The following is a 17,268-nucleotide window of genomic DNA, read 5'->3' as shown; positions in this document are numbered from 1 at the left end:
CAAGTGCTTTCGGTAAGAAAAAATATTCATCGCTACCTCCCGAATCTGACTGCGAGACGAAAAACCCAGAACAGCAACTGCAAAACCGGCTCATGAAGGAAATTGTGAGCAGTTTTCGGACCCGCGGGGCGTGTGTGGCCGGATGACCGACCAGACGCGCCATATCGCGCGCGGACTGATCAGAGGAATACCCACACCGGGACACACTACTGCCGGACGGATGGGCGATACTGCTGCATTCCCGTTCAAGTATCCCGCCTGGAGCACGCAACCATGTCCCAGCCCCCTCTGCCGCGCCTCGGCTTCATCGGTGCGGGCCGGCTCGCGCGCTGTCTCGCGCTGAGCTTTTCACGCGCCGGCTATCCTGTCACGGCGGTGGCGAGCCGCTCGGCGGCCTCGGCCGGCCGGCTCGCCAGTCAAATCGAACATTGCGCCGCATTCGACGATCCACAACAGGTTGTCGACGCAGCCGATATCGTCTTTTTAGCCGTTCCCGATGACAGCATCGGTACGACGGCGCACACACTGCGATTCACGGCAGACGCGGCGACCGGCCCATGCGACAAAGCGCTCGTGCATTGCAGCGGCGCCTCGCCGGTGGAGTTGCTGGCCCCGGCGCGCGACCAGGGTGCCTCGATCGGCGGGTTTCACCCACTGTACCTCTTTAGCGGCGATCTCGCCGACCTGGAGCGGATCGCCGGCTGTTCGGTGACGATCGAGGCCGACGGCGCGCTCATGGAGGCTCTGACGGCGCTGGCCGTCGCCCTGCGCTGCCATCCGCTGTCGATTCCTGCAGGCGGCCGCATGCTGTACCACGCCGCCGCGCATTACGCCGCCAGCTTCGCGCTCTGCAGCCTCGCGGAATGCGTGGCGCTGTGGCGCACGCTGGGTTTTGCCGAAGACGACGCGTTGCGCGCGCTGCTGCCCATGCTCTCCGGCACCATCGAAACCGCTCGCGACAAGGGCCTGCCCAACGCGCTCGCCGGCCCTGTGTCGCGCGGTGATACGGGCGTGGTGGAAAAGCAGTTGGCGTTGCTGGAAGGCCTTGGCGGCGATCATGCCGCGCTGTACGGTTTGCTGACGCGGCGCGCGGTCGGACTGGCCGAACGCCGCGTCAAACCGCCCGCCGCGATCGACACGATTGCCGAGGCGGTGGAAGAATCGCTTAACCGGTCGCTGAATCAGGCCGCAGCAGGTGCAAGCGTCAAGTAAGCCGTGATAATGTGACGTCCGGCGCCGCGCGCAATCCGCCAGCGCCGCGCTTCGGGACCAACAGACGAGAACGCACAATGATCAAGGTCAGCATCCTTTATCCGTATCGGGAAAACGGCCACTTCGACGTGGACTATTACTGCGTCACGCACATGCCGCTCGCGGCCAGGCTGTTCGGGCCGTCGCTCAAAGGCTGGTCGGTCGACGTCGGCATCAATGCAGGGCCGCCGGGAACGCCACCGCCGTATGTCGCCGCGGGCCACTTCCTGTTCGATAGCACGGACGACTTCTATAAAGTCTTCAAGTCGGCCTCGGAGCAGCTGGTTGCCGACATTCCGAATTACACCGACGGCGGCAACGGCACGATTCTGATCAGCGAAATCAAGGTTTCTGTGTGATATCGAGTGGCGGGTGCGGCCTGACGGTATGCAGTTCGCCGATTGGCCTACTCGAGCATCTGGAAATTGAAGCACTGCGTCCCCATTTGTGACGCGTAACGCGCCCTCCTCGGGAACGGCGCAGGCAATCCAAATGAACCCGCCGGCGCACCGATCGGTCAGCGCCGGCACCCTGCGGCCGATCGACGGCCGCCTTCCGAAGGATAAGGACACGAGATGTTTGGCGATATCGCCCGTTTTCTGCTCAATACCGTCTTTACGCTGTTCGGCGCCGCGCTGCTGCTGCGCGCATGGCTGCAGGTCGTGCGCATGCCGCCGTACAATCCCGTGACGAACGCCGTGCTGCAAGCCACCAACTGGATCGTGCTGCCTTTGCGGCACATTCTGCACAGCACCCGCAACATCGACTGGGCGAGTCTCGTCGCAGCGCTGATTGCGGCGATCGTTTATGTGGTGCTGATGGTGGTGCTCACGGGCGCCGATCCGCTCACGCTCGTGCCGACACTGCTGATCGTTGCCGTGCTGACCGTGATCAAGTGGGCGCTGAACCTGATCATCTGGATGACGATCCTGATGGCGCTGCTGTCGTGGCTCAATCCGCGCTCGCCGGCCATGCCGATTCTGTACCAGCTGACCGCGCCGTTCCTGAATCCGCTGCGCCGCGTGGTGCCGCAACTCGGCGGCATCGACCTCTCGCCGATCCTGCTGTTCGTGATCGTGCAGGTGCTGCTGATGGTGGTCACACGTGCGGCCGTTCAATTGACCTACTTCGTGATCTGATCAGCGCTTCGTGCGCCTTGTGGAACAAGGGTGGCGGCAGTGCGATTTGCGCTAACCGCCCCTTCCCGAGTAGAATCGTGCGCTCTGCGGGCGTCGTATAATGGTAATACCCTAGCTTCCCAAGCTAGAGCCGTGGGTTCGATTCCCATCGCCCGCTCCAGACTCTTTTCAGCCAGCCTGGCGATTAACCAGGCGGCTTCGCGAAAAGGATCTGAATCTGCAGCACCTCGCCGCATTTCCCACCCGCTACGCCCTCTCCGTCTGTCATTTGAGAAGTCGCAAAAACGCGAGATGAGCGTGCGTGGTGTCAACGCGCCATTGCGGGGGCCGCCGCTAGTTCTTCGCAGCTTTCTCGACCGCCTTGACCAGCTTGAATTCGTCTTTGTCCAACGCGTAGTAGTACGTCCCGCCACCCGCTTCATTCCTGCTGCCGTGAACCACCAGCAGGCGGCTGTCGCGCTGGAATTCGATCGGCTCTTGCACATCCACGTCCCAGCAGCACACCGTAAACGGCAGCCACGTGACGCGGCCGGTCTTCGCGTCGATCGCCACGCTGGACACGCAGGACGCCCCGCAGCCCCAGCTTGCCAGCACGTAATGCCCGGCGAAGTTCGGCTTCTGCCGGCTGGCTTCGCGGATACGCGTCGCATATTCCTTGTCGTCCGCGGATACGAGCCGCACTTTCGCCGCTTTGCCCGCGAAGGTGTCGCTTACCGCGAAATCTTCAAAGCGCGGCACGCCGGCATCGGCGGCTTGCGCGACGCCCATCCAGCACATGGCGGACACAAAGCCCATCAATAGAAACTTTTTCATTGCTCAATACCAGTGGTGTTTTTCCCAGAACAGCCGTGCTGATGCCGCAGTGTGATATCGCCCGAGAATATAGCGAATCCCGCCCTGACATTCTTCGACCGCATTACCGAAAGATTTTTCGCCATTCGGATTCAATTCATATTGAGGCCGCAGCAACTGATAAAGCCCGCGTGCGGACGACTTCCCATTGCGCACGTCGACCACACCGCTCGACTCCTGCGCCATGAGCCACAGTAAATCGTTGAATTGAGTGAGGGCGACGCCTTCAATGGCCATTGCCTTGCGAAGTGCATTCTGGGAAGTAGTTGGAACCGCAGTTGGATCGATAGCGACCCAATCCGTTTTGGCGGCTTTTGCCTGACGATGATTGTGTGCGTGTTTGCCCATGGTGGATTTTCGTTTTGATAATCGTTGCAACGGAATGGCTTACAGCGCGATTAAATCATACGAATAGCTGTCACGGTTATGAAAACGTAATCTTGATGCCGAATTCAGGCTCCCTCCGCGTCGGCCACCGTCTGGACGCACCCTTTTCGGGTGTGCTACCTTACGCGCACTTGCAACGCCCGCTCCACCTTCCTGCTGAGCTTTCAGCGGAATCCAGCACGAGCCGCCTCCCATGAAGGCGGCTTTTTTGTAGTGGCGGCGGCCCGGCATAGCGATTCGAGCGAACCGCGCCTGCGAACTGCGGCCCATGCCGCGGCAAGCGTAAGCACAAACGCAAAAGGCGCCTCGCAACACGCCATGCAAGCCGCCAGGCCCTCACCCTAGTAGCAGTATCGATAATGATCCACGATCCAAACGACGCCGGCCTGCCCGACGAACTCCCGCCGCCTCCAACTGAAGCAGAAGCCGAAGGCCAACCGGCCGACGCCGACGCCGACGCGACTGCCGGCACCTCGCAAGACGAAGCCTTGCATCGACGCCGCATCCGCAGCTTTGTCACGCGCGCTGGTCGCGTATCGACCGGCCAGCGCCGCGCAATGGACGAACTCGGTCCGCGTTTCGTCGTGCCCTTCACGCCGCAACAACCCGACTGGAACAGCGTGTTTGGCCGCACAGCGCCGCGTGTGCTGGAAATCGGCTTCGGAATGGGCGCGACCACCGCGGAGATCGCCTCGCACCGTCCCGACGACGACTTCCTCGGCGTTGAAGTACACGAGCCTGGCGTTGGCGCGCTGCTAAAGCTGATGGGTGAGCAGACGTTGTCGAACATCCGCATCATTCAGCACGACGCAGTCGAAGTGCTTGAGCAGATGATCGCGCCGAACAGCCTCGACGGCGTGCATATCTTCTTTCCCGATCCTTGGCACAAGGCGCGCCACCACAAGCGCCGGCTGATCCAGCCGAAGTTCGTCGCATTGCTGGTTTCGCGACTGAAGCCGGGCGCCTATCTGCATTGCGCGACCGACTGGCAGAACTACGCCGAGCAGATGCTCGAAGTGCTGGGCGCCGATCCTGCGCTGGAAAATACCGCCGACGGCTACGCACCGCGTCCCGAGTATCGTCCCGTGACGAAGTTCGAGCGCCGTGGGCTGCGGCTCGGGCATGGCGTGTGGGATCTGGTGTTCAGGAAGCGCGCCGCGGTATAAAAACCGCACCGCAGTTGTGCCCGCCATAAGCAAAAAGGCCCGCAAACGCGGGCCTTTTCTCATGACGCGGAAAACATGCGGAGACTCAGTCCGCCCAGCTCAACGCGCCGCTGTAACCCACCAGCAGGATCAACAGTCCGAAGGCGATCCGGTACCACGCGAACACGGTGAAATCGTGCGCGGCGATGTAACGCAGCAGCCAGCGCACGCAGGCGAACGCGCTGATGAAGGCCGCCACGAAGCCGAGCACGAAACTGCCAAGCGCGTCGACGGACAGCAGATGCCAGTCTTTATAGAGCTCGTAAGCCGTCGCGCCGAAGATGATCGGAATCGCGAGGAAAAAAGAAAACTCCGTAGCAACGCGCCGATCGAGACCGAACAGCATCCCGCCGATGATCGTCGAACCCGAGCGCGACATGCCTGGGATCAACGCAAAACATTGAGCGAGGCCGACTTTCAGCGCGTCCAGCGGGCTCAGATCGTCGACGTTCTGAACACGTGCCGGCACGTCGCCTCGCGTGCGCTGACGCGCTTCCGCCCACAGAATCACCACCCCGCCCGCCACTAACGCGAACGCGACCGGCACGGGCGAAAACAGCGCCGCCTTGATCGCCTTCTCGAACAGCAGACCGAGCACAATCGCCGGAATCGTCGCGATGATCACATTCAGCGTAAAGCGCCTCGCGTCGGGTCGGCTCGGCAAGCCGACCACTACGCCGCCGATGCGGCGCCGGAACTCCCAGCACACGGCCAGAATCGCGCCGAGCTGGATCACGACATCGAAGGTTTTCGCGTGTTCATCCGTGAAATTGAGCAGACTGCCCGCGACGATCAAATGGCCAGTACTCGACACCGGCAAAAATTCCGTCAGCCCTTCGACGACGCCCAGAATCAGCGCCTTGCAAGCCAATAGCCAGTCCATCCGTGACCCTCGTTGTTATAGATAGCCGAAACGAACAGGGGCGGCACGGTGTGCGCGGCCCTGCCGGCCGCGCGCAGCGTCATTTCTCGACGATTTGCACGCGTATGCCGTTTGTAAGGATGGTGATTGTACCGGGTTCGTAATTCACCCCGGCAAATTGCAGCTGTTCGGGCTTGAAGGTGTAGATCGGATAGTTGGTCAGCAACTGCGTGGCGAGCACGGCCGCGGCGGCGTTGATCTGCTGCGTGTAGGCCTGCGCCTGACCGCTCACGCTGACGTTGTCGACGCTCGGCGACTTCAGCACGACGGATTTGCTGGCGGCGTCGTAAGCCAACTCGCTCGACAGTGTGAATACGCCGTCGACCGGTTGCGGCATGAACGGGCTCGCGAGCCGAGCGTCGAGCTTCACCGAAACGCGGTTCGCGTCCGGTAGGAAGCCGACCACCGGGTTGGTCAGCGCGACGTCGAACACTTGCGAAACCGTCCGCTGATACGGGAATTTGCGCTGCACCGCATCCTGCACCTGCTGCTGCGAGAACGTGTAATGCGAGGGGATAAAAGGGAAAATCGATGTCGCGCAGGCCGCCAGCGACACGGTGATGCCAAGCGCGGTGCAGCCTGTCAGCGCGGCAAGCAGGAAGCGGCGCCGGGTCGGCGCAGCGGGTCGAGTCATGCGAAATCTCCTGTGGAAGCCTTCTCGAGCATGCGGTTGCGTTGGGTTGTTTGTTCGGATGGGTGACGTGACGGAATCGTTCCCGCGCGCTATTGGCGTACCGCCAGTTGCGGTTGAGTCTGCGTTTCAAGCTGGGTGAGCCAAGCGAGCGCCTCGCTGCGGCTCGTGCCGCACATCTCCGTCTGCGGTTGCAGACCGGAACAGCACGCCGGCCGCTCCGGCTGACCGAAGATCGCGCAGCGCAGATCATCGCCGAGTTGCACGCAGCGCACGCCCGCCGGTTTGCCATTCGGCATGCCGGGGATCGGGCTCGAAATCGACGGCGCGATACAGCACGCGCCACAATCGGGGCGGCACGCATGACCGGCCACATGGAACGGGGACTCGCGCTTCACAACGCTGTTCGGCACATCACTCACGACATTTTTCCTGAACTCGAAAACAGGCAATACAACATACAACGCAGCGCCAGACCCGCATTGTGCCATCGCATCTCGTGCGACCTTTTTACACAATTACGCGAAGGGTCGCTCACGTAAACTTGCTGGATACGAAAGGCCACGCTCAAGAGGCGTTTGCGCTGTTCGAACCGGTCCCGAGAATCCTCCGGCTCGTGCCTCTTCAAGGGTGGCCGTCAAACCCGAGCGCCCCATGACCACCGCCAACACGCTATTCCGCCCCGACCTGCTCACCAAATACAGCGCGAACGGTCCACGGTATACGTCCTATCCAACGGCCTTGCAGTTCCGCGACGATTTCGATCCCGCCGACTATCTGCGCGCCGCGGCGGACCCAGGCTCCTCTGCCACCGATCTCTCGCTGTACTTCCACATCCCCTTTTGCGACACCGTGTGCTTCTACTGCGGTTGCAACAAGGTCGCCACAAAGAACCGCGCGCACGCGCGTCCCTATGTCGAGCATCTGAAGCGTGAAATGGCTTTGCAGGCCGCGTGTTTCGACGCGCGACGCCCCGTTTCGCAATTGCATTGGGGCGGCGGCACGCCCACGTTTCTGTGGCACGATGAAATGGCGGAACTCATGGCCGCCGCGCGCGAGCACTTCACGTTGCTGCCCGATACTGAAGACGAATATTCGATCGAAGTCGATCCGCGCGAAGCGTCGCCCGAGACCATTGCGCATTTGCGCACACTCGGCTTCAACCGGCTCAGTCTCGGCGTGCAGGATTTCGATCCGGTGGTGCAGCAGGCAATCAATCGCATTCAGCCGCTCGAGATGACTGCGTCGGTGATGCAAGCCGCGCGTGATACGGGCTACCACTCGATCGGCGTCGATCTGATTTACGGGCTGCCGCATCAAACGGTCGATAGCTTCAGCCGCACGCTCGACACGATGATCGAACTCGCACCCGATCGTCTTTCGGTGTTCGCGTATGCGCACATGCCACAGCTCTTCAAGATGCAACGGCAGATGGATGAGGCCATGCTGCCCTCGCCTGCTGTGCGCCTTGCGATCCTTCAGCTGGTCGTCGAGCGCCTGACCGACGCGGGCTATGTCTACATCGGCATGGATCACTTCGCGCTGCCCACCGACGAACTCGCGCGCGCACAAGCGCAGCGCACGTTGCATCGGAATTTCCAGGGGTACAGCACGCGAGCGGAATGCGATCTGATCGGCTTCGGCGCGTCGTCGATCGGTAAAGTCGGCGACGTGTACGCGCAGAACATCAAGGACCTGCCGGGCTACGCCGCGGCAATCGATGCGGGCAAGCTCGCGATCACACGCGGCGTGCGCCTCACTGCGGACGACCGTCTGCGTCGCGATGTGATCACGCAATTGATGTGCAATCTGGAACTGCGCTTCGACGAATTCGAAGCCGCGTACGGCATCCGCTTTGCCGACACGTTCGAACCGGAACTGGAGCGCTTGCGAGGCTTCGAGCAGGACGGGCTGGTGTCGGTAAGCAACAGCAAGCTCGAAGTGCAGATGGCCGGACGCATGCTCGTGCGCAACATCGCGATGATGTTCGACCGCTATCTCGGTCAGCAAACGCTCGAACGTTTTTCACGCACGGTTTGACGGCTGGGTATGCGAAGAAAGCGACCGGCTTGCCCGTCGTCGAATTTTCCGCCATAATCTGCGTCTTCGCCGCGAGCCATACTCTGGCGCGTGCGCTGCAAGACCTGCCCAGGTGGTGAAATTGGTAGACGCAGGGGACTCAAAATCCCCCGCCGCAAGGCGTGCCGGTTCGATTCCGGCCCTGGGCACCAAAAGAAATTCCAGCAGTACCGTATAAAGATCAGAAAACCCCGCCCAGTCATGCTGCGCGGGGTTTTTTGTTGTCTTCTGCAAAGCGGCTAAAGCGCACTACTGAAGATGGTCAGCCGGACATTTATTCGAGCTCACTCGATGACCGACCATGAGGCCGGCGTCGTAGGCCGCTTCCAGCGCTCGCGCGAGACTATCGACACGCACGATGCGTAAATCGGCGCTCGGCTTGCCGCTCAGTTCGAACGTCGCGATGCCGAGCGTTTCATGCGCGATCGACAGCAACAATTCCAGACGTGCGTCGTGTTCGATGGTGGTGTTCATATTCGGCTCCTGACGTGCGACATTGCACTTATCAGCTTAGGCAATAATTGCTTAAGCAATATGTGACGTTCGGCCGCATATTGAAGCTCTTCTCGATATTGGGCGGTCCGACGCCAACAGCGCCGGTGCCCACTCCCCGCCTTACCGCCCTGCCACCTGTGCGCCGCCATGCGTCGCTGCACGCCGGCACTTGAACACGTAGCCAAGCCACATCACGACCAGCCACGCGGGCACGAGCCATACCGAAACCGACAGGCCCGGCGTCATTGCCAGAATCACGAGGATCAGCGCCATGAAAGCGAGGCAGATCCAGTTGCTGACTGGGAACCAGAACGACTTGAACACGAGCGTCTCGCCCGCCGCCACCATCGCCTTGCGCGACTTCAGATGCGTCAGGCTGATCAGCGCCCAGTTCAACACCAGCGCGGCCACCACCAGCGCCATCAGCAGGCCAAGCGCTTCGGCCGGAATCAGATAGTTGATGATCACGCAGGTGAACGTGGCGAGCGCCGACAAACCAATTGCCATATACGGCACGCCGCGCCGGTCGACCTTCATCAGCGCGCGCGGTGCGTTGCCCTGTTCCGCAAGACCGTAGAGCATGCGGCTATTCGCATAGACGCCGCTGTTGTAGACCGACAGCGCTGCGGTCAGCACCACCACGTTGAGGATGTTCGCGGTCAGTGTCGAGCCGATCTGCGAGAAGATCATCACGAACGGGCTGCCGCCGGCCGCCACCTGATTCCACGGATACAACGAAAGCAGCACCGCCAGCGAGCAGATGTAGAAAATCAGAATCCGGTAGATCACCTGATTCACGGCCTTCGGAATGCTCTTTTGCGGATCGGCCGCTTCAGCAGCCGTAATGCCGATCAACTCGAGGCCGCCGAACGAAAACATGATGACCGCGAGCATCATGAACAGGCCATGAAAACCGTGCGGGAAAAAGCCGCCGTCGGCCCAGAGATTGGTGATCGACGCTTGCGGACCACCATGGCCGCTGATCAGCAGATAGCCGCCGAACAGGATCATGCCGATCACCGCCACCACCTTGATGATCGCAAACCAGAATTCGGTTTCGCCGTATGCTTTGACGTTGGCGAGATTGATTGCGTTGATGACGGCGAAGCACACCAGCGCCGATACCCAAGTAGGCACGCCCGGCCACCAGTAGTGCACGTAGGTGCCAACAGCGGTCAGCTCGGCCATGCTCACGAGCACGTACAGCACCCAGTAGTTCCAGCCGGACAGAAAGCCGGGGAAATCACCCCAATACTTGTACGCGAAGTGGCTGAACGAACCGGCAACCGGTTCCTGCGCGACCATTTCGCCGAGTTGGCGCATGATCATGAACGCGATGATGCCGCCGATCGCATAGCCGAGAATCATCGACGGGCCGGCGGCCTTCAACACGCTGGCGGAGCCGAGAAACAGGCCCGTGCCGATCGCCCCGCCCAGCGCGATCAGCTGGATGTGACGATTCTTAAGCCCGCGCTTCAGGCCGTCTTGCTGCTGTGCACTATTCAAAATTGCGCCCCAGTGTATGGATATCGATCGCCCGATCAGACTTATGGTCTGCCCCGGCAGAACCTGAAATTTTACCGCGGCCGATATTACCTAAATACTGGGAGCAACCCGCGCTTGGTTCTGCGCCGCACTTAACGGCGAGGATAGTGATTGTCACTGGCGTGGGGCTTCTGTATGTTGCCCTAGTCGAGGTTTTTGCCTTCGGAGATTCAACATGTCGCCCAAACGTTTGCTTTGCGCCGCTGCTTTGTGTCTCAGCTTCGCTGCGGCGGGTGCCCTCGCGCAAACCGCGGCGCCCACGGCAGAACCCGCCGCCGAGCCGGCCGACATGCCGGGCATGGAATCGAGCGCACCGGAAGCACCGGAGCCGCCCGCGGCGCCGGCCGCAATGCCTGCGACTCCCGCCGCCGTCCCCACGCCTGCCGCTCCAAAAGCGACCGCCGCCAAACCACCCGCGGCACCGATGACCGGCCCCGTGCGCAACGTCGTGCTGGTTCATGGCGCGTTCGTCGACGGGTCGAGCTGGAACGGTGTCGTCGCGAAATTGCAGCAGAAGGGTTATCACGTGAGTTCGGTGCAGAACCCGCTCACGTCGCTGGCCGACGATGTCGCCGCCACCCGCCGTGTTCTCGCGCGCCAGGATGGCCCGACCATCCTCGTAGGACATTCATGGGGCGGTGTCGTGATCACCGAGGCCGGCGCGAACGCGCCGAACGTCGCCGGTCTCGTCTATGTGGCGGCGATTGCACCGGACCTGCACGAATCGACAATGGACCTGATGAAACGCGCGGCGCCGGCGCCAGCGGGTCAAGCCATCACCGCGGATTCCACAGGCTTTCTTTGGCTTGACCGCAGCAAATACCACGCCGACTTCGCCGCCGACGTGCCCGAGAATCTGACGCGCGTGCTCTCCGCCGCGCAACAGCCGATCTCCGCCAGGGCCTTCAGCGAAACGGTCAGCCAGGTGGCGTGGAGAGAGAAGCCTTCGTGGTACATCGTGACGACGAGGGATCGCGCGATATCGCCTGAAGTCGAACAGTTCATGGCCAACCGGATGGGCGCGAAGATCGTGCCGATCTCATCGAGCCATCTCGTGCCGGTGTCGCATGCTGGCGCGGTTTCGGATGTGATCGATCGGGCAGCGCGGGAGCTGAGCCGGCAACAGTAGGCTGTCGCCGGTCACGCCCTCCGTCACACGGGTCAGCGCAGCATGAACGACATCGCCGACAGGCAGTTCAGCATGCGCACCGCATGTTCGGCAGACTCCGCACTAAAACGCAACGTGACGGCGTCGACACGCGTGAGCGTCGGCCATTGGCAGAACAGATCGGCGAGCGCGGTAGTTTGCACGCGCAGCTCGCATTCGACGGGCTTCGCGGCAGCCCGCGTGGCTTGCGGCGCATGACCCTTGTCGATGTAATGCCGCACCACTTCGCGCGCGGCAATTTCGATCGCGTCGCGAGCGCTTGCCGGTGTTTGCGTGACGCCGCTCGCATGCCCCGTTGCGCTCTTGGTGACCACGAAACGCGCGCCGGGAAAGCGCGGCGCGGTTTCCTTGGCGAATACATCGTCGCCGGATAAAAGCGCTACCTGTGCACCATATTCTTCCGCCAGCGCGCCGTACAATCCCGCCTCGCCGACTTCGACGCCGTTCAGCGAGACACGTGCGAACGCGAAGCTGTTGATCGTGTGCGCGAGAATGCCGTGCGTTTGCGACCTTGCGTGATAGCCGATCATGAACACCAGCGCCGCGCCGTATTCAAGGCCGGCCATCATGCCAAGCGTACGTGGTTTGCCGAGCACGATCTGGGCACGCGCATCGAGCAGATCGGGCAGCAGGTTGCGAAAGCCGCCATGCGAATCGTTGACCCACACGTGCGTCGCGCCACCCGCGAACGCGCCTTCGATCGCCGCGTTGGCTTCGAGCGTCATCCAGCGGCGCGCGGCTTCGTATTCGCCGTTGCCCGCGCGCGTTTGTTCAGGATGAAACACGCCAGCCACGCCTTCGATGTCGACGGAAATCAGGACTTTCATCAGGAAGATTGCTTGAGAAGTTGAGCGAGGTCGGGGGCGGCGTCGTGCAGCGACAGGCGACGATGGCCGTCGCGGCCCGTCACCGACGTGGCGCTCCATAGCGCATCGACGATCGCTTGCTCGACGCTGTCCGCGCAGGCACGGAATAGCGCATCGAGGCGTGTGTCGGCGAGCATGGGTGGCAAGGCAACGAAGTCGGATTCGTGCGGCACGGTGTAGGCCGTCGAAAACGCCAACGCGATGTCGCCGCTGCCGTGGCCGTACACCGACCCGGTTCGTGCAAGACCGGCCGCGGCGCGCAATGACAGACGCTTGAGTTGACGAGCGTCGAGCGGCGCGTCGGTGGCGACGATCATGATGATCGAGCCTTGTTCGGGTTTTGAGTGTGGCGCTGATGTCGCTGAGGCCGCTGAGTTCACCGAGGTCTCTGCGCTCGCCGAAGTTGCTAAGGTCGCCGCGCCAGCGGCGACAGCTTTGGCTGCGCGTTCGGCGAGCACGCGACCGAGCGGCGTGCCGTCGATCGTCAGCATCGGCAGGCGACCAAAGTTCGCCAGCACCAGCGCGCCGACCGTATAAGTCTGCCCTGCTACGTTAACAACACGCGACGCATTGCCGATACCACCCTTCAGATCGAAGCAGGACATACCGCGGCCTGCGCCAACCGAACCGCTCGCAACGTCGACGCTTGCAGCCTCATACGCGTCGCTGTAATGCCGTTCGCTTACCGCTAAAGCCTGAATATCGTTCAGGTATCCATCATTACATTCGAACACCAGCGGATTGACCGTCGACCATTCGCGTCCGATTTTCGGATTGCCTTGAATAGCCGCACGAATCTGCGCTTGTGCGACAGCAGCGACGCCAAAGGTATTGGTCAGCGCAATGGGCGTCTCCAGCACGCCGAGCTCCTCAACCTGCACGAGCCCAATGCTCTTTCCAAACCCGTTGATCACAGAGGCCGCAGCAGGCACCTTGCTCACAAAAGGATCGCTACGATGCGGACGAATCACGGTCACGCCGGTTTGCACAACGCCTTCATCCAGCGTGCAATGTCCGACCGTCACGCCTTCTACGTCGGCAATCGTGCCACGTGGGCCGCTTGGTAACACGCCGATATGCGGTGCGTTCTCATCGGCAGTTTCGGTAAAACTCATGGCCGGTCAAGCTTCGGATCGAGCGCATCGCGCAAACCGTCGCCGAGCAGATTGAATGCCAGCACAGTGAGGAAAATCGCCAGACTCGGGAACAGCGCGATATGCGGCGCCGTGACCATATCCGCGCGCGCTTCGTTGAGCATCGCACCCCACTCCGGCATTGGCGGTTGCGCGCCGAGTCCGAGAAACGACAGGCTCGCCGCCGTGATGATCGACGTACCGATCCGCATCGTGAAGTACACCACGATCGACGAAATCGTCCCCGGCAGAATATGCCGCACGATGATGGTCCAGTCTGATGCGCCGATACTGCGCGCCGCTTCGATATAGGTAAGTTGCTTGAGCATCAGCGTATTGCCGCGCACGAGCCGCGCAAACGCCGGGATGCTGAAAATCGCCACCGCGCAGATCACATTGATCATGCCGTTGCCGAGAATCGCGACCACACCGATCGCCAGCAGAATGCCGGGGAAGGCAAAAAGCACATCGGCGACACGCATCGTGATGCGGTCCCACCAGCCTTCGTAGTAACCGGCCAGCAAACCGAAGAACGTACCGATCACCGCACCGATCGCCACCGACAGGAAACCGGCCTCGAGCGAAATGCGCGAACCCGCCAGAATGCGACTGAAAATATCGCGGCCCAGTGAATCGACGCCGAACCAATGCGCGGCCGATGGCCCCGCGTTCAACGCGTCGTAGTCGAAGAAATTTTCCGGATCGTACGGCACGATATGCGGCGCGAGAATCGCAACCGCAACCAGCAGCAGCACGAAAATGCCGGCGCCCAGCGCCACATGCTGCTTGCGGAATTTGCGCCAGAATTCACTCCACGGTGTGCGGATCGCGTTTTCTACGAGAGCGGCCTTGGCCGCATTCGCCTCGGTGGCTGAGATGCTCATGCGGGCCTCACTTGAAACGGATGGTCGGGTTGATGACGGCGTACAGCACGTCCACAACCAGGTTGATGATGATGAACTCAAGCGAGAACAACAGCACTTCCGCCTGAATCACCGGGTAGTCGCGCATCGCCACGGCATCCACCAGCAAGCGCCCGAGCCCCGGCCAGTTGAATACCACTTCGACCACGATCGAGCCGCCCAGCAGAAAGCCGAATTGCAGCCCCATCATCGTGATGACGGGAATCATCGCGTTGCGCAAGCAGTGTTTGATGATGACGAGCCGTTCCGGCACGCCCTTGGCGCGTGCGGTACGCACGAAATCTTCATTCATCACTTCGACGAACGAAGCACGCGTGAAGCGCGCCATCACCGCCGCCACTGCTGCACCAAGCGTGAGCGAAGGCAGCACGTAGCTCTTCCACGACCCGTCGCCAACGATCGGCAGCCAGCCGAGCTTCACCGAAAAGATTTCCATCAGCAGCATGCCGAGCGCGAACGCGGGAAACGAAATACCCGACACCGCGAGCGTCATGCCGAGCCGGTCCGGCCAGCGATTGCGCCACACCGCCGAGACGATGCCGATCCCCATGCCGAGCACCACCGCCCACACCATGCTCGCGAGCGTGAGCAACAACGTCGGCATGAAGCGCTCGCCGATTTCCTGGCTGACCGGCCGCTTGCTGCGCGTGGACGTGCCGAAGTCGCCGTGCGCGATCTTCACGAAGAAGTTGGCGAATTGCTGCGGCATCGGTTTATCGAGACCGAGATCGGCACGCACCAGTGCAACGGTCGCCTCATCCGCTTCGGGACCGGCCGCGAGACGCGCCGGATCACCGGGCAACAGATGCACGAACAGGAACACCAGCACGGCGACGATGAAGAGCGTCGGCAGCAGGCCAAAGATACGTTTGACGAGGAAGTTCAGCATGAAACCCAATCCGGCAATGATGCGGGCAACGAAAGATCTTTCAGAGCAGTACGCGACTGTCCGGCCCGTGCGTTCGTGAAGAACACACGGCGCCGAACGGTCGGCTCATCACTTGATCGCGATCTCGTCGAAATTGAACGAGCCGTCCGGCGCGACATAGGCGCCCGACAAGCGCTTGCTGCGCGCGAACACGACCTTTTCCTTAACGAGGAAGATCCACGGCGCGTCGGCCCAGATGCGTTTTTGCGCGTCGGTGTAGAGCGCGGCCTTCTGCGTGCGGTCGGTGGTTTCGAGCGCCTGCTTCAGATCGGTATCGACCGTGTCGTTCTTGTAGTACGCGGTGTTGACCATCTTCGGCGGGAACGAGACCGATCCGAGCAGCGGCGTGATCGCCCAGTCCGCTTCACCCGTCGACGACGACCAGCCCGCGTAGTACATGCGCACAGGAGCGGTTGCCGGATCCTGCGCGCTTTCCACCTTGGCGACGCGTTGACCTGCTTCGAGTGCTTCGACCTGCGCCTTGATGCCGACTTGCGCGAGTTGCTGCTGCACGAACTGAATCACCTTCTGCGCCGTCGAGTAGTTATACGCGGACCACAATGTCGTTTCGAAACCGTTCGGATAACCCGCTTCCTTCAGCAGTTCACGCGCCTTCGCCGGATCGTACGGCCAGGGGCCGAGCTTCGTCGCGTACTCGACGCCTTGCGGCACCACGCCCTCAGCCGGCGTCGCGTACCCGGCAAACGCGACCTTGATCAGCGCATCCTTATTGACCGCGTAGTTCAGCGCTTCACGCACCTTCGGATTGTCGAAGGGCTTCTGGTTGACGTTCATGCTGATATAGCGCTGGATGATCGACGGCGAAGCAATCAGATCGACCTTCGGGCTCGACTGCAATTGCGCCGCCTGTTCGAACGGCACCTGGAACGCGAAGTCCGCTTCACCAGTGCGCATCAACGCAGCACGTGTGTTGTTGTCGACCACCGGTTTCCAGTCGATCGCATCGACCTTCGGGTAGCCCTTCTTCCAGTAGCCCGCGAACTTCTTCACGGTCAGGTCGCCAGCCGGGTCCCATTTCACCAGTTCGAACGGACCTGTGCCGACCGGGTGGAACGCGATGTCCTTGCCGTACTTCTTCAGCGCGTCAGGCGAAATCATCACCGCCGACGGATGCGCCAGTACGTTGACGAACGCCGAGAACGGCGCCTTCAAGGTGATCTTCACCGTGTACGGATCGACCACTTCGGTCTTCTCGATACGGTTGAACATGTTGTAGCGTTTGAGCTTGTTCGCCGGATCAGTCACGCGGTCGAAGTTCGCTTTCACTGCGGCGGCGTTGAAGTCGGTACCGTCCTGGAACTTCACGCCATGACGCAGCTTGAACGTATAGACCTTGGCATCCGGACTCGCTTCGTAGCTATCGGCTAGCACGTTGACCAGCTTCATGTCCTTGTCGAAACCGAACAGGCCTTGATAGAACGACTTGGCGACGGCTTGCGACAGCGTGTCGTTCGCATCGTATGGATCGAGCGTCGTGAAGGTCGACGCAACAGCCATCACGGCCGTGGTATCGGCGTGCGCCACACTGCCCGCGAGCATCGCGAACACCACCGCGCCGCCGCTGACCAGCGCGCGCAAACGAAACGGAGAAGACGGGACCAGCAGGTTCATGAGGTTGGCTCCAGGCTGCGAATTGAAACAGGGTTATGTGCTGCGAGAGAAAATGGTTTTTGCTTCAGGCTTAGTGCGTGGTTCAGTTCTGCGCACGGGTACGCGGCATCTA

General features: G+C 61.5%; 18 protein-coding genes and 2 tRNA genes. 8 read left to right on the top strand and 12 right to left on the bottom strand.

Annotated elements, in window-relative coordinates:
- Positions 1 to 273: 273 nt before the first annotated feature.
- From KHO30_RS20665 to KHO30_RS20650, 4 genes are all read left to right on the top strand, one after another.
- Positions 274 to 1,212, top strand: a complete 939-nt coding sequence (locus tag KHO30_RS20665; RefSeq protein ID WP_211702074.1) for a Rossmann-like and DUF2520 domain-containing protein — start codon at positions 274 to 276, stop codon at positions 1,210 to 1,212.
- 77 nt (positions 1,213 to 1,289) lie between these two features.
- The gene (locus KHO30_RS20660) at positions 1,290 to 1,610 is read left to right on the top strand and encodes an EthD family reductase (RefSeq protein WP_211702071.1); all 321 of its coding nucleotides are present in this window, start codon (positions 1,290 to 1,292) and stop codon (positions 1,608 to 1,610) included.
- A gap of 216 nt (positions 1,611 to 1,826) precedes the next feature.
- Entirely contained in the window at positions 1,827 to 2,390 is a 564-nt protein-coding gene (locus tag KHO30_RS20655) for a YggT family protein (protein ID WP_093638987.1), read from the top strand.
- A gap of 86 nt (positions 2,391 to 2,476) precedes the next feature.
- Positions 2,477 to 2,550 (top strand) — tRNA-Gly (locus KHO30_RS20650).
- A gap of 173 nt (positions 2,551 to 2,723) precedes the next feature.
- On the opposite strand, the gene KHO30_RS20645 is transcribed toward KHO30_RS20650, so the two are convergent.
- Positions 2,724 to 3,203 (bottom strand): hypothetical protein, encoded by a 480-nt coding sequence (locus tag KHO30_RS20645; RefSeq protein WP_211702068.1) that lies wholly within the window; start codon positions 3,201 to 3,203, stop codon positions 2,724 to 2,726.
- Between the two features lie 3 nt (positions 3,204 to 3,206).
- The gene (locus KHO30_RS20640) at positions 3,207 to 3,590 is read right to left on the bottom strand and encodes an aggregation-promoting factor C-terminal-like domain-containing protein (RefSeq protein WP_200618067.1); all 384 of its coding nucleotides are present in this window, start codon (positions 3,588 to 3,590) and stop codon (positions 3,207 to 3,209) included.
- A gap of 398 nt (positions 3,591 to 3,988) precedes the next feature.
- Between KHO30_RS20640 and trmB the strand changes: the two genes are divergently transcribed.
- Complete coding sequence (trmB, locus tag KHO30_RS20635) at positions 3,989 to 4,795, top strand: tRNA (guanosine(46)-N7)-methyltransferase TrmB (RefSeq protein WP_211702065.1); 807 nt, start codon at positions 3,989 to 3,991, stop codon at positions 4,793 to 4,795.
- A gap of 85 nt (positions 4,796 to 4,880) precedes the next feature.
- Here trmB and KHO30_RS20630 read toward each other — a convergent pair whose 3' ends face one another.
- The 3 genes from KHO30_RS20630 to KHO30_RS20620 form a co-directional block, all read right to left on the bottom strand.
- Positions 4,881 to 5,717, bottom strand: a complete 837-nt coding sequence (locus KHO30_RS20630) for an undecaprenyl-diphosphate phosphatase (RefSeq protein WP_211702062.1) — start codon at positions 5,715 to 5,717, stop codon at positions 4,881 to 4,883.
- A gap of 79 nt (positions 5,718 to 5,796) precedes the next feature.
- The gene (locus KHO30_RS20625) at positions 5,797 to 6,390 is read right to left on the bottom strand and encodes a DUF1439 domain-containing protein (protein ID WP_200618064.1); all 594 of its coding nucleotides are present in this window, start codon (positions 6,388 to 6,390) and stop codon (positions 5,797 to 5,799) included.
- Between the two features lie 89 nt (positions 6,391 to 6,479).
- Entirely contained in the window at positions 6,480 to 6,809 is a 330-nt protein-coding gene (locus tag KHO30_RS20620; protein ID WP_200618061.1) for a YkgJ family cysteine cluster protein, read from the bottom strand.
- A 232-nt stretch (positions 6,810 to 7,041) separates the two neighbouring features.
- Between KHO30_RS20620 and hemN the strand changes: the two genes are divergently transcribed.
- Positions 7,042 to 8,427 (top strand): oxygen-independent coproporphyrinogen III oxidase, encoded by a 1,386-nt coding sequence (gene hemN / locus KHO30_RS20615; RefSeq protein WP_211702060.1) that lies wholly within the window; start codon positions 7,042 to 7,044, stop codon positions 8,425 to 8,427.
- Between the two features lie 106 nt (positions 8,428 to 8,533).
- Positions 8,534 to 8,618 (top strand) — tRNA-Leu (locus KHO30_RS20610).
- 97 nt (positions 8,619 to 8,715) lie between these two features.
- On the opposite strand, the gene KHO30_RS20605 is transcribed toward KHO30_RS20610, so the two are convergent.
- The gene (locus tag KHO30_RS20605; RefSeq protein ID WP_093638969.1) at positions 8,716 to 8,940 is read right to left on the bottom strand and encodes a DUF6900 domain-containing protein; all 225 of its coding nucleotides are present in this window, start codon (positions 8,938 to 8,940) and stop codon (positions 8,716 to 8,718) included.
- A gap of 141 nt (positions 8,941 to 9,081) precedes the next feature.
- Positions 9,082 to 10,467, bottom strand: coding sequence for an amino acid permease (locus tag KHO30_RS20600; RefSeq protein ID WP_211702057.1), 1,386 nt, complete (start codon positions 10,465 to 10,467; stop codon positions 9,082 to 9,084).
- Between the two features lie 214 nt (positions 10,468 to 10,681).
- Between KHO30_RS20600 and KHO30_RS20595 the strand changes: the two genes are divergently transcribed.
- Complete coding sequence (locus tag KHO30_RS20595) at positions 10,682 to 11,635, top strand: alpha/beta fold hydrolase (protein WP_211702055.1); 954 nt, start codon at positions 10,682 to 10,684, stop codon at positions 11,633 to 11,635.
- A 32-nt stretch (positions 11,636 to 11,667) separates the two neighbouring features.
- Here KHO30_RS20595 and KHO30_RS20590 read toward each other — a convergent pair whose 3' ends face one another.
- The 5 genes from KHO30_RS20590 to gsiB all read right to left on the bottom strand — a co-directional run bounded on the left by KHO30_RS20590 (position 11,668) and on the right by gsiB (position 17,156).
- Entirely contained in the window at positions 11,668 to 12,501 is an 834-nt protein-coding gene (locus KHO30_RS20590) for a M55 family metallopeptidase (RefSeq protein WP_211702053.1), read from the bottom strand.
- Positions 12,501 to 13,655 carry a DmpA family aminopeptidase gene (locus tag KHO30_RS20585; RefSeq protein ID WP_211702051.1) on the bottom strand — a complete coding sequence of 385 codons (1,155 nt, stop codon included), beginning with the start codon at positions 13,653 to 13,655 and terminating at the stop codon, positions 12,501 to 12,503. Before KHO30_RS20585 ends, KHO30_RS20590 begins: the two co-directional genes overlap by 1 nt.
- Positions 13,652 to 14,557: a glutathione ABC transporter permease GsiD gene (gsiD, locus tag KHO30_RS20580; protein WP_054037373.1), complete on the bottom strand. Its 906-nt coding sequence runs from the start codon at positions 14,555 to 14,557 to the stop codon at positions 13,652 to 13,654. Before gsiD ends, KHO30_RS20585 begins: the two co-directional genes overlap by 4 nt.
- A 7-nt stretch (positions 14,558 to 14,564) precedes the next feature.
- Positions 14,565 to 15,485, bottom strand: coding sequence for a glutathione ABC transporter permease GsiC (gsiC, locus tag KHO30_RS20575; protein ID WP_054037376.1), 921 nt, complete (start codon positions 15,483 to 15,485; stop codon positions 14,565 to 14,567).
- A gap of 108 nt (positions 15,486 to 15,593) precedes the next feature.
- The gene (gene gsiB, locus KHO30_RS20570; protein ID WP_211702049.1) at positions 15,594 to 17,156 is read right to left on the bottom strand and encodes a glutathione ABC transporter substrate-binding protein GsiB; all 1,563 of its coding nucleotides are present in this window, start codon (positions 17,154 to 17,156) and stop codon (positions 15,594 to 15,596) included.
- Between the last annotated feature and the right edge of the window lie 112 nt (positions 17,157 to 17,268).

The organism is Paraburkholderia aspalathi (assembly GCF_905220735.1).
Classification (GTDB): domain Bacteria; phylum Pseudomonadota; class Gammaproteobacteria; order Burkholderiales; family Burkholderiaceae; genus Paraburkholderia; species Paraburkholderia aspalathi.
Note: the sequence above shows the minus strand (reverse complement) of the source record. Positions and strands in the feature narration are given on the sequence as shown.

Bases quoted from the DNA above. Each gene is read 5' to 3' on its own strand.
- gsiB (WP_211702049.1), bottom strand. From the start codon at position 17,156: ATGAACCTGCTGGTCCCGTCTTCTCCGTTTCGTTTGCGCGCGCTGGTC.
- KHO30_RS20665 (WP_211702074.1), top strand. From the start codon at position 274: ATGTCCCAGCCCCCTCTGCCGCGCCTCGGCTTCATCGGTGCGGGCCGG.
- KHO30_RS20630 (WP_211702062.1), bottom strand. From the start codon at position 5,717: ATGGACTGGCTATTGGCTTGCAAGGCGCTGATTCTGGGCGTCGTCGAA.
- KHO30_RS20640 (WP_200618067.1), bottom strand. From the start codon at position 3,590: ATGGGCAAACACGCACACAATCATCGTCAGGCAAAAGCCGCCAAAACG.
- KHO30_RS20595 (WP_211702055.1), top strand. From the start codon at position 10,682: ATGTCGCCCAAACGTTTGCTTTGCGCCGCTGCTTTGTGTCTCAGCTTC.
- KHO30_RS20625 (WP_200618064.1), bottom strand. From the start codon at position 6,390: ATGACTCGACCCGCTGCGCCGACCCGGCGCCGCTTCCTGCTTGCCGCG.
- gsiD (WP_054037373.1), bottom strand. From the start codon at position 14,557: ATGAGCATCTCAGCCACCGAGGCGAATGCGGCCAAGGCCGCTCTCGTA.
- hemN (WP_211702060.1), top strand. From the start codon at position 7,042: ATGACCACCGCCAACACGCTATTCCGCCCCGACCTGCTCACCAAATAC.
- KHO30_RS20655 (WP_093638987.1), top strand. From the start codon at position 1,827: ATGTTTGGCGATATCGCCCGTTTTCTGCTCAATACCGTCTTTACGCTG.
- gsiC (WP_054037376.1), bottom strand. From the start codon at position 15,485: ATGCTGAACTTCCTCGTCAAACGTATCTTTGGCCTGCTGCCGACGCTC.
- KHO30_RS20605 (WP_093638969.1), bottom strand. From the start codon at position 8,940: ATGAACACCACCATCGAACACGACGCACGTCTGGAATTGTTGCTGTCG.
- KHO30_RS20660 (WP_211702071.1), top strand. From the start codon at position 1,290: ATGATCAAGGTCAGCATCCTTTATCCGTATCGGGAAAACGGCCACTTC.
- KHO30_RS20645 (WP_211702068.1), bottom strand. From the start codon at position 3,203: ATGAAAAAGTTTCTATTGATGGGCTTTGTGTCCGCCATGTGCTGGATG.
- trmB (WP_211702065.1), top strand. From the start codon at position 3,989: ATGATCCACGATCCAAACGACGCCGGCCTGCCCGACGAACTCCCGCCG.
- KHO30_RS20590 (WP_211702053.1), bottom strand. From the start codon at position 12,501: ATGAAAGTCCTGATTTCCGTCGACATCGAAGGCGTGGCTGGCGTGTTT.
- KHO30_RS20585 (WP_211702051.1), bottom strand. From the start codon at position 13,655: ATGAGTTTTACCGAAACTGCCGATGAGAACGCACCGCATATCGGCGTG.